The organism is Sphingobacterium sp. SYP-B4668, assembly GCF_027627455.1.
Taxonomy (GTDB): Bacteria; Bacteroidota; Bacteroidia; order Sphingobacteriales; family Sphingobacteriaceae; genus Sphingobacterium.
The window spans coordinates 1,618,866-1,635,416 of record NZ_CP115483.1; the positions used below are offsets into that span (position 1 = coordinate 1,618,866).

Sequence of the window (16,551 nt, forward strand, 5' to 3'; positions counted from 1 at the left end):
CTGTTTGAAATAGAAAAGCAGGTATAATGTAGTTTGGGTCGGCCAGTTGGCAGATGACAATTTAAAAGAAAAATTAGATATGAAATATAATCCATATTATGTGCTCATACTTATCTTGACCGTAGGCCTAGCAGGTCTAGCGGTAAGTTGTACCAAGATGGATGAGCATTACAAGGAATTTCTTCAAGGTGGAGAGATTACCTATATCGGGAAAGCCGATTCTATCGTATTTCGCGGGGGGCGTAATCGCGCAGAAATAGGGTGGCTGGTCCTTTCGGACCCTAAAGTAGATAGTTATAAAGTCTATTGGAATAACAAGCGAGATTCCGTGACAGGGCCAATTGTGAAAACAGATAAAGTGGATACGATACGGGTCAATATTGATAATCTTGTAGAAGGAACTTATCAATTTGAAATCGTCTTGTTCGATAAGAAAGGTAATTCATCAATCTTGAACAATGTAATTGGCCAAGTTTATGGACAGCAATACCAGGAGTCTCTGCTCAACAGGACTTACAAGGCTATCAAGAGGACGGGGCGTAATCTGGAAATCAATTGGATGCTTATGGATGAGACGCTACACGCAGTGGAGTTGAGCTATCTGGATCGGGACAATAAAACTGTCAAAAAGGTAGTGTCAGCAACAGCCGAATGGGATACCTTAACAAATTTTCCAATAGGTGGGACATTTGAATACCGATCGGTATTTCTGCCGGATACCCTGGCTCTGGATAAATTCTATACGCCTACACTGGAAGTAGAAGAGCTGGTGCAGGAGCAGCTGGTTTCAAAAACAGGTTGGAAAGCTGTATTGCTCCCTACCGATACCTATGAAGCTGAATTTAGCTCTTGGAAAATCGAAAATCTATGGGATAATAATGCGAATGGAAATCCTAATTTTTTCTATCAAAATCCAAATATCCCGGGGCTTGCATTACCCAATTGGTTTACGATTGATTTGGGCTCCAACAACCGTCTGACTAAAATCAAAGTACTACAATTATCCCATGCTGATGCTTGGATGTTTAACTACGGGGCGCCCAAGACCTTCGAGATATACGGAAGCAATGCTCCGGCCGAGGATGGAAGCTGGGCTGGATGGATCTTACTAGGCGATTTTGCTTCGGTCAAACCTTCGGGTAGTGCCGTAGGTACATTGACCGCTGAAGACATTGTGGTCGGAAAGAACGGAGAAACTTTTGCATTTGCGAATACAGAGACACCTTACCGGTATATCCGATTTAAGACAAAAAGTACTTGGGGGGGAAACAACAATGTGATGATATCGGAGCTTACCTTATGGGGATATCCAGCAGAATGATGATGAGGGGGCTGATATTTGGGTTGAGCATACTGATATTGTCCTGTACTGCAGTGTCTTCAGGCGTTGCAGTGCCCCCTTTGCAAAAAGGGGATAGTAGCTATACCATTCCGAAAGAAAAAATGATGCGTATCAAGGCGGCTGACTTGACGATACAGGTGGACCCCAACTTTGCTTACTACAAAAATAGATCGGTAGAGAGTATTGCGGATGAGCTGTATCTAGCGGGTTATAAAGCAGTACACTATTTTGTCGTGAATGAGCACAATGTGAATGGTCCATTGATCGATGCTATACGAAAAAGGGGATTGATGGTGTGGTTGATGACGCTAGGAAATGGTACCTATTCCACTGATCGCTATCCGGCGGGATGGGAAGCCTGGAAAATGAGGGTCAATAGTCCTACTGGGGAGGCTTCGGGGTTTACATTTTTGACTCCTTTCCATCCCGATTTTGTGGCTTGGAAAAAGAAACAATTGGTGCGTTTGATGAAAACCTATGCATTTGATGGAATTGAACTGGCCGAATCTTACTTTCCGGAGTGGGATGCTATTCGACTAAGAACCTATGGTGATGTAGGTCCCTTGGCAGCTCAAGCATTCTTGGATAGGTATGGGGTGCGGATGCCCGATTTTCAAGATAGGGACTCACCCGACTATTACCTAAAGCAGCCCGATAGGTATAAAAAATGGATTGATTTTAGGGTCGAGATCATCAACGGTTTTTTGGATGATTTGATCAACGGAAAAGATGGCATCCGAGAGGCTAGACCAGATGCATTGGTGGCGACTTGGAGTCTTGCTATAGACAAAGGAGAGCAATCCTTTAGCAAAATAAGGGAATATCAAGGACTGGATGCCGCAAAGATGATCGAACGGGTAAAGCCCGATCTGCATTACTTTCAGACGCACTGGCCCGATTGGATAAAATCTGAATCGGAACTCCCACCAGATTATATGAAGCATTATCAAGCTTTTGTGGATCAGGTACGACGCGTGCATCCCCACGTACCTTTGGGCCTACAAGCAGACATTGGTTCTATTCAGAGTATGGTCAAATCTAAGGATTGGATAGATAAATTCAATCAGCACGCTCGAGAATATGGCTATGTGACATGGACCAGCTATGAGTATCATTTAGGGGGGCATATCTATCATGAACCGCTGCTTGTAAAGGAATGTACACGTCAAGGGGAGAGCGAAATACGGATTGCATTCAATAAGCGGATAGATCCGGCAGCTATAACCGAAGGGCAACTGTCGATACTGACGGAAGAAGGTTTGTTCCCACTTGAGGGGGCTAAGCTAACCGTGGATGGACATTGGCTTATCTTGAAACGAACGGATTGGCCAAGTGATGGATTTGAATTGCGCGTGAACAATGTGAAGGATACCCCCCAATGGTGGCTGTTCAAATCATACCCAGCAAATGAAATAGCGAAGGATACTCGAGTAAAGGTCCTTCCTGCAAGTGAATAATCAATGATACAAAATTTAAATAAACTTTATACAAGCAATTATGACAGAACTATCGAGGCGTAAATTTATTAAGAATGCCGGGGCACTGGCCGCTGGTTTTACCATCGTTCAGAGCCACGTGCTTGGGAAGGCATTGGGTCATGTAGCCCCAAGCGACAAGCTCAACATTGCGGGTGTCGGTGTCGGTGGTATGGGCCGTCGTAACCTGGCCAACATGAAGACGGAGAATATCGTTGCGCTGTGCGACGTAGATTGGCGTTATGCCAACAAGACCTTCCAGGACTATCCGAAAGCGGAGCGTTTCCGGGATTGGCGTGAGATGTTCGACAAGTTCGGTCCTTCGATAGACGCGATCATGGTGGCTACTCCTGACCATTCGCATGCTGGTGTTACGGCGCACGCGATGACCTTGGGCAAGCACTGCTATACGCAGAAGCCCTTGACCCACTCGGTTTACGAGTCACGTCTGCTTGCGAAGCTTGCCAAGAAGTACAAGGTGGCCACGCAGATGGGCAACCAGGGCAACTCGTTTGATTGGTGCCGTGAGATAGCCGAATGGATACATGCCGGGGCGATAGGTGAGGTTACCGAAGTGCATTGCTGGACGGACCGTCCGATCTGGCCCCAGGGGCTGATGAAGCCAAGTGGCGATATGGCTGTGCCCAAGGACCTGGACTGGAACGGCTTTATCGGTTCGGCGGAGATGCGTCCGTATAATGCGGTCTACACCCCTTGGAACTGGCGGGGATGGTGGGATTTTGGGACAGGTGCCCTTGGTGACATGGCCTGCCACATCATGGATCCGGTATACTGGGCACTGGACCTGAAATATCCGAGCAAGGTGATCGGCAGCTCAACTTTGAGCAACCTGTACTCGCCGCCCCATGCGCAGATCGTGGAGTACACGTTCCCGGCGCGCAAGGCCGTTGGCAATGTGAAGATGCCGGAGGTGAAAGTGAGCTGGTACGACGGAGGGTTGCTTCCGCCGCGTCCTTCGGAACTCGCCGCAGGTGAGATGATGGGCGATTCCAACGGAGGTATCATCTTCATCGGAACCAAGGGCAAGATCATGACGGGCTGCTATGGTATGAACGCGACCCTTTTGCCCAAATCGCGGATGGCCAATTTCACGAAACCCAAGGCCAAGTTTGCCCGTATCCCAGGGGGCAACGGAGATATCTGGAATACGAATGCACATGAGCAGGACTGGATACGTGCGTGCAAGGAGAGTGCCGGCAACCGTAAGGAGTCCAGCTCTCACTTCGGATTTTCGGGTCCGTTCAACGAGACGGTGGTGATGGGGGTGCTGGCTGTTCGGTTACAGGGCCTCCACCGGGAATTGCTGTGGGACAGCGAGAAGATGCAGTTCACGAACATCTCTGCCAACGACAAGTTGAACATCGTATCTGTCGACGACTTCAAGGTCATCGATGGGGACCCGACGTTCGACCGCAGGTTTATCGAGATGAATGCGCAGGAAGCGGCCAATGAGTGGGTAAAGCATACCTATCACAATGGGTTCAGCTTGCCACCGATGCCGAACAGCTAAATTTTTTCATATTGTTGCGCAGCATTTTCCGGTGAAAACTGGAGAGTGCTGCATTTTTTTATATTTTTACAGTTAAATCGAACCCAATGAACCCCATAATGAAACTCATGCTTCCCATTGTCTTGTTGCTATGTACACTATCTAGTGTAAAAGCGCAGCAATTGAAATTTAACACATCCGGTAAGTACAAAATTGTACAATTTACAGATATTCACTATAAAGCGAATGTCGCAGCCTCGAAAAAATCTATAGACATGATGAATGCGACGCTGGAGGCGGAGAAACCAGATTTGGTTGTCTTTACGGGTGACATCGTCGTAGCTGATCCTTTAGCTCAAGGATGGGATGAGGTGCTGGCAACTGCTATTTCACGTAAAATCCCATATATGGTGACACTAGGCAACCATGATGATGAAGCTCAATGGAGCAGACCGGAGATAGCGAAATATATCAGCCAAAAACCTTTGTTGGTGAATAAACAGGTGGAGGTAGAAGGAGTACGAGGCGTGCTGAATGCACAAGTCAGTATCATGGGGACAAATGGTAAAGCAGGATACTCCCTGTATATCATGGACTCGAATGCTTATAGTAAGGTAAAATCAATACCAGGATACGACTGGTTTAGCCATGACCAGGTTTCTTGGTATGTCGATGCGAGTAAAAAAGTAAGGTCTGAAAATGATTCTATCGTACCTGCCTTGGCATTTTTTCATATTCCGTTGCCAGAATACCAAACGGCTTTTGATAACTTGAAAAATAAGCGGTTGGGTGTGCGTTATGAAGGTGAGGCAAGTCCTATCGTGAATTCGGGAATGTTTGTAGCGATGGCTACTGCAGGTGACGTTGTGGGGACCTTTGTCGGACATGATCATGTAAATGATTATTTGGTGGATTATCTTGGCGTAGGACTGGCCTATGGATGCTTTTCAGGAAGTGAGAATACATATGTGCGTGGAAAGAATGGAGCGCGTATCATCGAGATAAAAGAGGGGGTGAGGGCATTTCATACCTATATCAGAGAATCTGATGGTGCAATCCTTTATAAAACGGATTTCCCGTTTGCGAAAAAATAGCTTGCCTTATTTGTGGTGTGCTTTCTGCAAAAATATGAATCGATTAAGGTCGGCTGATTAAAATACCGGTATTATACAGAGGTGTTCTATTCTATCTTATTGTCCTTTATGTTACAGGAGATGTTGCATAAAGGACATAAGTGCTGTTCGAGTGGCGTCATCTTGAATCTGGCCAGTAGCATCTATCTTGCTCTTTATCCCACGTATGTGTAGGCTGGTCTCTGGACGGATAGCTGCACCTAGTGTTTGCAATATGCGTTGCAGTTCTGCATGGCCTTTCTCTCCATCGGCGGAGGCTGTCACGATACCTACAGGTTTGTCCATCCATACGGTACTGGCAACACACCATTCCAAGAGATTTTTTAATCCACTGGGGACGCTAAAGATATATTCTGGCGTGCAGATCAATACGACATCAGCGTCTTGGATAATCTGTCGCAAGGCTACAATCTCGATGGGTGGTTGATTTATACTTTCCACAGGGTCAAAATGAGGTATTTCTTTCAACCTATCAAAAATGAACAAACGGGCGCTGTCTTGAAGCTGCTCGTTTAGGAATTGGACAATCTTGTGACTTGAAGAGTCGGCGCTGGCGCTACCTATTATAGCGATGATATTTTGCATTGGAATAATGTGTGTGGTATGTTTTATAATAGCTCCTGAAAAGAGTATGGGTAATGTTCACCCATTAATTTCTTATATTCCAGCGTAAAGGATTGATAGGTTGAACGTGCTTCATCATCCATCTTTAATGTAATGTAGGCCCGTATTTTGGCCGCTAGGGCATAGTCGTTCAAGGGGTCGATCCTAAAAATCGTATTCGCCAATGATACAGTGCTATGCGGAGTTTGTGCGGCAATGCTTTTGTCCAATTCGCCGCGTAAGACAGGTTCTAACATCCGCTCGAGATTGGTTTTGAAGGTGTCAAAAACAGGGTCATTGGACGATTGGAGCAAGTGGCCCCTGTTCAATAGCTGAATCAATTCGTCGCGGCAGCTGCTCACATCGGTCGACAGTATTTGGATGCACCTGGTATAGTCGCAATACGAGCTTTCCGTCTGTACAATCTTGAATTTGCCTTTGTCAAATTCCAGTTCTATTCCGTCCAACTCACTGAGGGCCTTGCGTAGGTGATTAATGGTCACCCCGCGTGAATTCTTGACTTTGTCTTCGGGCTTGTCCGGCCATAGGATACTGCTGAGGTGCTTGGAGGTAATGCCATCTGTGAGGTTATGTTCCAATATTAGGCAAAGCGTTTGTTTGAGACGGGTACTAAAAAGATGGGTAATGTCTCGATGGGCCCTATCCAATACTTTAAATTCGCCGAATAGATAGATAGCATTGCCCCGGTCGATAGGGACTGTAGTTTCTGGCAACGGAGATGAAAAGGGCCTAAGGAGCCTTGATTTTGTTTTCTTCTTGTTGCGGTATAGGAAATAGACAGTGCCAACTGTCACCAATAAAAGGACGATAGCAATCAAAATCTTCGTTCGTGACGTATTACTTGGGTAGTCACTGAGCTGCGCCGACGAAATAGGGGGGAAACTTAAGCTATATACTTTAAGGGTAGAAGCGACATCATTCTTTGATTCTTGAACCAGGGCATAGAGACTACCCAGTTGGGCATCGTAGTAGAGTTGGGCACGGGTCGTAATCTTGTCAGAATAGATGGCTACTGAATCTCCTAAGATTTCATAGCTGCCGTCTTTGATGGAAAACTTGTAGAGCTTGAAAAAGGAATTGGATACATGCTCAGGGTATCCTAAAGTGTAGAAGTGTGTGCTGTCCGGAATAATAATGCCACGGGCTGGAACAATATTGGTCGATGCCCAAGGGATATCCCAAAGTTTGGTAATCTGCTTGGTGTCAATGTCAACCTTATGTAGGTCGTAAAAGTATTTCCTGCCAACGATATGTTCGCCCGATTCATTGCCCATCCCTCCAAAAATATAGGCGGTATTGTGTTCTTTTAAATAGCCAATGGAGAGAAAGTAACGGGGATAAATGACTTTTTCTTTGAAATCGGTTGCCATCTTCCAACTTCCGGAGTCGATGTCGTAATGATAAAATTTGTCACTGTAGCGCATCTGTCCATATCCACCAAAAATAGTGAATTGTCGATTCTGTGGATTATAAAAATAGCCGTGATGATGTAGCTCATTGTTGAGCTGATCATAGCTCTCAATCTTCCAAGTGTAGGTATCCAAGTCTAAACTGGCTACTGAAGGTCCGGTATAGGGATCTACATGATGGGTCTCGTAAACATAAAGCTTATTATGACTTGGGTCGATAAAATTCGTGCCGACCACCAGATCTACTGGACATTTTGAGGGGTATCGGATGGTTTTGGATTCTAGGGTCTTGACATTATATATGAGTATAGAGTCCTGATTGAAGTAATAAACCTCCTTACGAACGTCATTGTAATTGGAACCAGCTTGGGTGAGTGAAGCTGAAGTGGTGAGAAACTTCCATTTATAGGAATCGTTAATAAGCCACTCGGGATTGGATACATCACCAACGACGCGGCCTTGTATGTCGTGTACCTCATTTCCTTCATTCTCTCGCAAAGGTATCGTAATCGTCTGCTCGGTATTGCCTATCGTGAGATGTTTGATGGCAAAGTTTGGAAGGTCAATCAGATAGTCACTTTTTCCAAAAATAATCTTAGGGTGATAGGTGTCAGGTAGGTCAAGTCCTTGAGCAACTAATTCTCGGTTGTGTACCTGTAGCCTAATTTCATCTTTTAGCAAATCTACCTTGATATGCACTTTGAACCAACTCAGGTTTTGCAATTCATGGCGGTCTACTCGTACGGTGATAAGACTGCTCTTGCCTTCTTCATTCAATCGGAATACGCAATAATCCTGTTCTTCGTCATAAAAAAGGTTAAAAACCCGATTACTTTTCTCGTTTTTAATCCGGAGGATATAACCAATAGGATTGGGCGGGAATAGGGAGATATCGAAATCTATATCAAAGTAGTTGGTATAGGCCACCGTTTTGCGGCTCAATACTTCATAGGATGTCCTATTCTCAATCAGCTCATGGCCACCACTGAATTTTAATCCCTGGGCCAGCGATAGCTGAGGAATAAAAACACAGGATATTAGGAGCACATAGAATAATCTCATAGCTAGTTTGCAACAATAATTACCGAAGAATAGGATTAAAGAACGGATTTGTGGAATCTCTAAGGGCATATTCTCGAGTAGTCGACGTTTGGATTTAAAATAACCGAATATTCAGCAGGGGTAAAAGTATATAAAATTAAGTTTATTTGAAACTAAAAGGTTTTTGTAATCTCGATATGACAAAACAAAAACAAGAAACAATATACCCAAAAAATGCATAGGGTTAGCATTTTTCTTTTCATTTTAACCCATTTTTAACCCTGGATTTAATCATCCTCCCTTAATATTGTGGTCGATATCGAAGGTGAACCAATCTTTCGGATACCACGAATTATAAATTAAAATATGAGGAGAAAAGCAACTATAATGCGAATGGGCTTATGGCCTATTTTGATCGCAGCAGCAGTACCAAGTTTATATGGTTTTACTGCTCCCCCCCACCCAATATCCACTGTAAATACAACTCTTCTAAATAAAGAAGATCGTGCTGTCCAAAATTTGGATCGTGCTATACAATTGGTGGATCGTACCGTAGCTGTATATTTTAAAGGTGACGGAATGGAAATGGGCAGATTCTACAATCCTTTTACAAAAGTACGTTCGGACGAAAGGGGGAGTGTGTGGATGTATGGCTCGTCAATAGAAGCGGTCAATGCTATTTTGAAAAGTCTAAAAACATTAAAAGACAAGGGCAATTCGACACTATACGATAAACACTATACCCGCTATACCGCATTGCTAAATCAATTGTATGATAATGCGGCATACTACCTGGGGACATTCAACCTTACCTCTTTCACGCAAACAAAGGAATGGACAGTATACGCTGTGGATCGAGTTAATCAGAAGGGAAAGGCAAACGTATCGGGGATATTGAACGTGTATGATGATCAAATGTGGTTGATACGCGAATTTATTGAAGCGTATAAATTAACCGGAGAAAAGGCATATTTAACCCATGCGGAGTATCTGACAGCATATGTATTGGATGGATGGGATACCGGCCGTGACAATAAAGGTGACGAAATAGGAGGTATACCTTGGGGACCAGGTTATGTCACAAAGCATTCTTGTAGCAATGGCCCGATGGTGAGTCCATTGGTATGGCTACATGAGCTGTATAAAGGGAAGTCTGACAAAATCGAACATCGCTATATCGATGGAAAAGATAAGAAGACACGTAAAACCAAGCAAGAAAAAAAGAGTGATTACTACCTAGCTTTTGCGAAAAAGATATACAATTGGCAGAAGCAATATCTGATTACATCGCAAGGTGTTTATGATGATATGATGGGCGGTTGTCAACCGGATTGTAACCTGGCCTACGAGACCATTAACGGTGTGAAATATAGAAAAAGTACGTTGTTAACAGACCGGCTCGGCCCAACGTTCAGCTACAATAGTGGTACCATGCTATCAGGAGGTGCTGACCTCTACCGAGCTACACGAGACAAATCCTATTTAAGAGACGTCAGCGAACTATCAGATGCTAGTTTCCGTCATTTTGCTAAACTGGGCGCCACCGTGCCAGGCTACTATACCTATGATGTGCGTGGTTTCAACAATTGGTTTAATGGAGTGTTGATGCGTGGGTACATGGATGTACTACCTATGCATAAAGCTACAGCGACCTATCTCGATTCTTTCCAAAAGAACTTGGACTATGGCTATGACAATTACTTATACGAAGGCCATTTACCAACCAACTTATTGGGCGGTTGGGACAAGGATAAAGAGAAGAATGGTGTGGAATCCATGTTTATGTTTACCTATGCTGCACAGTATGCCGTACTTGCGCAATTTGAATTAGAAAAATCACAATAACTCTTAACCAAATAAACATTATGATCAAACTACAATGTACAAAAAGATGGCATGTTGGCATTCTGCTGATGCTGATGGCTGTATGTGTTCCGTCCGTAATTTGGGCGCAGCAAAGAACCCTCTCAGGTAGGGTGGTGGATGCGAATAGTGCACCACTTGCTGGGGTCGTGGTACGTGTGTTGGATGCTACCGTGAAAGCGGAGACTTCAACAGATGCTGATGGCCGTTTTTCGTTGGGGGCTACTGGTGGGACAGTTCTCCAATTTAGCTATGTAGGCTATGTAACCAAGCAGGAACGAATAGAAGGGCGAACGAATATTCAGGTGCAACTCCAGAGTTCGGAAACGGAATTGGAAACGGTAGTCGTAGTGGGCTACGGTACGCAGAAGAAAGTTACCTTGACGGGAGCCGTATCGGGAGTAAAAGGCTCTGAAATGCGCCAAACAAAAAACGAGAACCCACAGAATATGTTGGCGGGTAGGATTGCCGGGGTGCGTGTCTGGCAGAAAAGTGCAGAACCCGGTGCATACAGTGCAAATTTCGATATTCGGGGGATGGGGGCACCATTGGTTATTATTGATGGGGTGCCACGTACCACGGAAGATTTTCAACGTCTCAACCCAAGTGATATTGAAGATGTATCGGTATTGAAAGATGGATCTGCGGCTATATATGGTGTTAGATCGGCTAATGGTGTAGTATTAGTCACTACTAAAAAGGGAAAAGCAGGAAAGGTGTCTATGGGATACAATGCTTCCTACACGTTTCAAAAACCATCTGGTATGCCCAAATTGGCTGATGCATTTGAAGCGATGACGTTATACAATGAAAAATCCATGAACAAGATTGAAGGCGGTGGTCTCATCTATGGAGAGGATTTCTTTGAGGACTATAGAAACGGGACCCGCAAATCATCCGATTGGAATTCATTGGTCTTTTCGGACTATGCACCGCAGACGCAACATGACCTAAACGTATCGGGGGGAAGTGATCGTGTACAATATTATGTGGCTGGCGGATACTTATACCAAGAGGGATTTTTTAAATCAGGTGACCTGAACTATAAAAAATACAACTTGCGGTCGAATATCAATGCTAAACTAGCTGAGGGATTAAATCTTGAGGTCAACCTCAGTGGGATGGCAGATGTGCAGAACAATCCTTATACGAGCTCTGTAGATATCATCCGTAACTATTGGAAGCAAGGGGTCTTATTCCCTGCATATGCTGATCCAGAAGGCACACTTTTGAATTATGAGGGATTGGATCTCCAACAAAATACGGTGGCCATGATGACCTCAGATATATCCGGGTATCGCAAATACAAGAAGAAAACGTTTCAGTCTTCGGCTTCTTTGAACTATGACTTGGGTACGTTGACGGATGCCCTGAAGGGATTTACGGCTAAGGCATTGATTGGCTATGATTATCGAACGGATAATAATACGATATTCCGCAAGGAGTATTACCAGTATGCGTTGGATAAGACAACCAATAAATATATTCAAAGTCTGTATAGCCCGAGCAGTCCTAACCAACTTAGAAGGGAAATGTTTGATAAGCAGCAGCTCTTAACACAATTTATGTTGAACTATGACCGGACGTTTGGCGAAAATCATAAAGTGTCGGGGCTTGTCGGATGGGAGACACAAAAGAATGATGGGGATAATTTCTATGGCTTGAAGAACCTGGCTTACGGAGCGGATCAGCTCTTGGCAGGTGTGGAGGACGGATCTATGGTAGGCATGTCAGCTGGTCTTCGTGATTTCTATGATGAAGCGAAGCAGGCACTCATCGGTAGAGCCAATTATGACTATGCTGGCCGTTATATTGCCGAAGTGCAATTTCGCTATGACGGGTCGTCAAGATTTGCCAAAGGACACCAGTGGGGATTTTTTCCATCGGCATCTGTAGCATGGCGTATCTCAGAGGAGCCTATCTTTAAATCCATATCGGCTCTATCATTTGTCAATCAATTGAAGGTAAGGGCTAGCTACGGGGTATTGGGGGATGATCTGGCCAATGAATGGGATTTTGGATGGATGCCTGGATATATCTACCCCGCTACTAGTGGTAATGCTGCAGGTGGCTATAACAATCAATATGCACCCGGGTACATGTTTGGAGGTAAATTTGTGACGGGGGTAAATCGTAAAGCTATAGCGAATGACTTGATTACTTGGTATGAAGCGAAAACTTTCAACGTAGGGGTGGATTTTGACGGTTGGAATGGTCTATTTGGATTTACATTGGACTACTTCGATCGGAGACGCTCGGGATTATTCGAACGCCGAACTTCGACTTTTCCAACCGTTATAGGCTTAACCGCTCCATTGGAAAATGTAAACAGTGACCGACACTATGGATTGGAATTGGAATTAAAACATCGTAATCGGATCAACGATTTCTCGTACAATGTGCGCGCAATTGCTACAGTAACCCGGAATAAGTTCTTGACAGCGGTTCAGAATGGACCATATAAAAATTCGTATGATAGATGGCGTAACGATAACCTAAACCAGCGTTATCAAGGCTTCCAGTTTGGATATGAGGCCGCAGGCCGCTATACTGACTGGAATGACATCCGTAATTATCCAATCTATAAAGAACGGGATATCTTGCCAGGAGATTATAAGTATATGGACTGGAACGGAGACGGGGAAATCAATGGACAAGATGAACATCCATTTGCCTTGGATCAGACACCTTGGGTAAACTTTAGCTTAAACTTGGAGACAGCCTATAAGAACTTTGACTTGAGCCTGCTGCTTCAAGGATCGGCCCTGGGGTCTATGGAATACAAAGAACCCCTATACGCGATCTGGGGAAGCAACGGTGGCGGTACATTGGAGCAGTACCTGGATCGCTGGCATCCAGTAGATCCGACAGCAGATCCCTATGATCCGGCTACCGAATGGGTAAGTGGTTACTACGGCTATACAGGTAGATACCCCAAGCAAAATTCAGCCTTTAATAGGGTGAGTACAGCATACCTAAGGTTGAAAAGTGTGGAATTGGGATATACGCTTCCGAAATGGAAGACCACGTCTTCGATGAGTCTACGTGTGTTTGCAAATGCATATAACATCTTCACGATCACGGGGGTCAAGTTTGTCGATCCTGAGCATCCGGATGATGATTTGGGACGGATGTATCCATTGAACAAAACTTATTCAATGGGTTTGTCACTCACTTTTTAAGGCAATAAGGAGTTGTTGAATTTAAATTAAAGATGATGAAAAAAATATTTGTTATATTATCACTACTGGGTACATTAAGCTTCTCGGCTTGTGTAGACCTGGATATAGCCCCTAAAACGGTTGTCTCGGATGATGACCTTTTGGATAATGCCGCCGGGATGGACATCTACTTGGCACGTATGTATAGCTGGATGCCCTTCGAGGATTTTAAATATATGGGAGAGTGGGGGATAGAGTTTAACGGCTGGTTGGCATCTATTGGTATCGATGGCACCGGAGAAGCGGTGAACAGGGATGGGATTACGAGGGCTTTTACCGGCGAACGCACAGCATATTGGGGCCGGGGGCTTACCTTGATCCGGGATGCCAATCATCTGATTGAAACGCTACCCACCTACAAAGATAACTTTGACGAAGATACGTACAACCATTATTTGGGTGAAGCGTATTACGTGAGAGCGACAACTTTCTATGCGATGGCTAGACGTTTCGGTGGAATACCTTTGGTGACCAAGGCCATTCAATACCCCGCAGATCCGGTGGCATTGGAAGTGCCGCGCGCGAGTGAAGAGGAAACATGGGATCAAATCCTTAAGGATTATGATGAAGCTATCCGCTTGATGAAACCGAAAAGTCCCAAATCGGGATATTCGAATAAATATGTGGCATTGGCATTTAAATCACAAGCGGCATTATATGCTGGGAGTGTGGCTAAGTACAATGAGACGGTATCGGGACGATTGACAGGATTGGGTATCAAGACAGGGGTGCGGGTCATTGGTTTTGCTCCGGATAGATGGCAGCCAGCAGCCGAGCGTTACTTTGCGGAAGCCTATAAAGCTGCACGGGAGATCATGAATACAGGTGGCTACTCGCTATACAAGAAAAAATGGCTAGCCAATGATAAGGAGGCGCAATATCAAAATATGGTGGACATGTTCAGCGATCTGAGCAGCCCCGAGAATATCTATGTCAAGGAATATATGTATCCAACGACAACGCATAGCTTTGATGCATTCAGTTCTCCATTTAGTTTCCGTTCGCCGCTTTCTGCAGGGAGTTGTCCAACATTGGATTTTATGGAACTGTTCGATGGCTTCGCTCGCTATCCAAATGGAACGCTGAAGGTGACGACGGGAAATAGTAATAGCGAAGGTGATTATTTACTGTATGATAAGCCGATGGATTTATTCAAAGACGCTGAACCTCGCTTGCGCGCATATGTTATCTTTCCAGGGGATCAGTTCAGAGGTAAAGAGATGGAAGTAAGAGCGGGAGTATATACAGGACAAGCTCCTGTAAAACCCTTATTCTCCAACTATTCATATGCTACGGCAGATAGCCGCTATCAGCAATTGAGTGCTTATACACAATCACCTAAAACACTATATCTAAGCCCTCGGAATGGTGAAGGGCAGGAAACTGTGGACTATAATGGACAACAGATGACGGCCGCAGGCACTGATGGTCCCTTCTATGATAATGGTGAGGCGACGTTGACGGGTTTTTACATCCGGAAGTGGTTGCAAACGAATCCTTCTGTGGAAATCGGAGAGGGTAAATCTGCACAACCTTTTATCCTGATGCGCTATGCGGAGGTTTTATTGAATGCGGCTGAAGCTGCTATCGAGCTGAGAACAATGGGCGCCAACTCTCCAGATGGAAGCGATCTGCAGCAAGTGGCGACGCAGGCTGTAAATGAAATTCGCGAACGCGCGGGGGCTAATCTATTGTCGAATGCGTTGACGGCGGATGTAGCAGGTAGGAATATCGTGCGCAAAGAAAGACGCAAAGAGCTGGCCTTTGAACACAAAACGAAGTGGGATCTACGCCGCTGGAGAGTGTCCCACTATGATGGGCGTGACGGATTCTGGGGTGAGAATAAAGACAAGAACGGCTACAGCAACAACGAAAACTTCCGCTTTCGTGGTCTATACCCATTCTTCTCTACGACAACAGGTAAATATTTCTTTGACGCGCGTTTTCAATGGGTAAGCACCAAGACCTTTTCGTATACGCCATTGGATTACTATTTCGAAATACCGGGTGGAGAGGTTGCGAAAAGTCCGGTAATCGACCAACAACCAAACCGTTAATTTTTAAAAGATTCAGAAGATGAAATATATAATTTTAAATACATTGATGAGCGCTTCTTTGCTATTCGCTTCTTGCAGCTTTTTCGAGAAGGACAATATGGAAGCTCCCTCTGTAACCATACAGGGCGAAGTCGTGGATGTGGCTACCGGTAAACGCGTGTTGACGGATCAGGGAAGTGAAGGGATTCGTGTCAGACTGACCGAGTTGAGTTGGGGGGATAACGTAGAGCATAATCCTGATTTTTATTGTATGCCGGATGGTAGTTTTCAAAATACGAGATTGTTTAAAGGCAATTACAACGTGACTGTAGACGGACCTTTCGTTCCTTTGGTGAGGAAAACCGCCGATGGAGCGACCCTTGCGGATGAGAGTAAAGTGATGGATCTGGATGGTACGACGAAAGTAAAATTTGAAGTGCAACCATTTTTGAATGTAGAATGGGTGGATGAGCCAACAGTGAGTAATGGAAAGATTACTGCACGGGTGCGAGTAACCCGCGGAGTGACAGACGAAATATTCCGTAGCAAAATCGAGCCGATGGGAAATTACAGCGCTGATTTCTTAAACGTCACTGATGTGCAACTATTTGTCAGCTACTCCTCAACGGTCGGATATCGCGCACGGGATCAGCGTTGGTCAAACGAAATAAAATACAGTGAACAAGCTTTTAACCCGTTGTTAGGGCAAATTGTTACAATCGAATCAAAGGATGCTATCCCCATTCCAGCTGGACGTACGGTATTTGTGCGGGCAGCTGCGCGAATCAATTACGATACACCAAGGGGAAGTGGTACTAAAAGGTGGAACTATAACGAGGCAAAAGCTGTAGTGATACCTTAATAGCGCATCCTGTTAACGTCATAAAATCAATAAAA

At 44.8% G+C, this 16,551-nt stretch carries 10 protein-coding genes; 8 read left to right on the forward strand and 2 right to left on the reverse strand.

Annotated elements, in window-relative coordinates:
• Positions 1-79: 79 nt before the first annotated feature.
• The 4 genes from OQ289_RS06930 (at position 80) to OQ289_RS06945 (ending at position 5,421) form a co-directional block, all read left to right on the forward strand.
• Positions 80-1,321 carry a DUF4998 domain-containing protein gene (locus tag OQ289_RS06930; RefSeq protein ID WP_270090002.1) on the forward strand — a complete coding sequence of 414 codons (1,242 nt, stop codon included), beginning with the start codon at positions 80-82 and terminating at the stop codon, positions 1,319-1,321.
• The gene (locus OQ289_RS06935; protein ID WP_270090003.1) at positions 1,258-2,799 is read left to right on the forward strand and encodes a hypothetical protein; all 1,542 of its coding nucleotides are present in this window, start codon (positions 1,258-1,260) and stop codon (positions 2,797-2,799) included. The genes OQ289_RS06930 and OQ289_RS06935 overlap by 64 nt, the downstream gene beginning before the upstream one ends.
• Positions 2,800-2,839: 40 nt before the next feature.
• Positions 2,840-4,348, forward strand: coding sequence for a Gfo/Idh/MocA family protein (locus tag OQ289_RS06940; RefSeq protein ID WP_270090004.1), 1,509 nt, complete (start codon positions 2,840-2,842; stop codon positions 4,346-4,348).
• 86 nt (positions 4,349-4,434) lie between these two features.
• Positions 4,435-5,421, forward strand: a complete 987-nt coding sequence (locus OQ289_RS06945) for a metallophosphoesterase family protein (protein ID WP_270090005.1) — start codon at positions 4,435-4,437, stop codon at positions 5,419-5,421.
• A gap of 111 nt (positions 5,422-5,532) precedes the next feature.
• Here the strand turns inward: OQ289_RS06945 and OQ289_RS06950 are convergent, their stop codons facing one another.
• Both OQ289_RS06950 and OQ289_RS06955 read right to left on the reverse strand, forming a co-directional pair.
• On the reverse strand, positions 5,533-6,045 hold the full coding sequence (locus OQ289_RS06950) for an NADPH-dependent FMN reductase (protein WP_270090006.1): 513 nt from the start codon (positions 6,043-6,045) through the stop codon (positions 5,533-5,535).
• A 23-nt stretch (positions 6,046-6,068) separates the two neighbouring features.
• Positions 6,069-8,555: a hypothetical protein gene (locus tag OQ289_RS06955; protein ID WP_270090007.1), complete on the reverse strand. Its 2,487-nt coding sequence runs from the start codon at positions 8,553-8,555 to the stop codon at positions 6,069-6,071.
• A gap of 345 nt (positions 8,556-8,900) precedes the next feature.
• Between OQ289_RS06955 and OQ289_RS06960 the strand changes: the two genes are divergently transcribed.
• Genes OQ289_RS06960 through OQ289_RS06975 form a run of 4 tightly spaced genes read left to right on the forward strand, consistent with a single transcriptional unit; the run spans position 8,901 to position 16,516 of the window.
• Positions 8,901-10,379 (forward strand): glycoside hydrolase family 76 protein, encoded by a 1,479-nt coding sequence (locus tag OQ289_RS06960; RefSeq protein WP_270090008.1) that lies wholly within the window; start codon positions 8,901-8,903, stop codon positions 10,377-10,379.
• A 20-nt stretch (positions 10,380-10,399) separates the two neighbouring features.
• A complete protein-coding gene (locus tag OQ289_RS06965) occupies positions 10,400-13,579 on the forward strand; it encodes a SusC/RagA family TonB-linked outer membrane protein (RefSeq protein WP_270090009.1) in 3,180 nt (1,059 codons plus the stop codon).
• Positions 13,580-13,611: 32 nt separating this feature from the next.
• Positions 13,612-15,675, forward strand: a complete 2,064-nt coding sequence (locus tag OQ289_RS06970) for a RagB/SusD family nutrient uptake outer membrane protein (protein WP_270090010.1) — start codon at positions 13,612-13,614, stop codon at positions 15,673-15,675.
• 19 nt (positions 15,676-15,694) lie between these two features.
• Positions 15,695-16,516 (forward strand): DUF3823 domain-containing protein, encoded by an 822-nt coding sequence (locus tag OQ289_RS06975; RefSeq protein WP_270090011.1) that lies wholly within the window; start codon positions 15,695-15,697, stop codon positions 16,514-16,516.
• Positions 16,517-16,551 lie beyond the last annotated feature (35 nt).

What these genes read in the sequence shown, in the direction of transcription:
- OQ289_RS06960 (WP_270090008.1), top strand. Translation starts at nt 8,901, where the DNA reads ATGAGGAGAAAAGCAACTATAATGCGAATGGGCTTATGGCCTATTTTG.
- OQ289_RS06970 (WP_270090010.1), top strand. Translation starts at nt 13,612, where the DNA reads ATGATGAAAAAAATATTTGTTATATTATCACTACTGGGTACATTAAGC.
- OQ289_RS06955 (WP_270090007.1), bottom strand. Translation starts at nt 8,555, where the DNA reads ATGAGATTATTCTATGTGCTCCTAATATCCTGTGTTTTTATTCCTCAG.
- OQ289_RS06950 (WP_270090006.1), bottom strand. Translation starts at nt 6,045, where the DNA reads ATGCAAAATATCATCGCTATAATAGGTAGCGCCAGCGCCGACTCTTCA.
- OQ289_RS06940 (WP_270090004.1), top strand. Translation starts at nt 2,840, where the DNA reads ATGACAGAACTATCGAGGCGTAAATTTATTAAGAATGCCGGGGCACTG.
- OQ289_RS06975 (WP_270090011.1), top strand. Translation starts at nt 15,695, where the DNA reads ATGAAATATATAATTTTAAATACATTGATGAGCGCTTCTTTGCTATTC.
- OQ289_RS06945 (WP_270090005.1), top strand. Translation starts at nt 4,435, where the DNA reads ATGAACCCCATAATGAAACTCATGCTTCCCATTGTCTTGTTGCTATGT.
- OQ289_RS06930 (WP_270090002.1), top strand. Translation starts at nt 80, where the DNA reads ATGAAATATAATCCATATTATGTGCTCATACTTATCTTGACCGTAGGC.
- OQ289_RS06965 (WP_270090009.1), top strand. Translation starts at nt 10,400, where the DNA reads ATGATCAAACTACAATGTACAAAAAGATGGCATGTTGGCATTCTGCTG.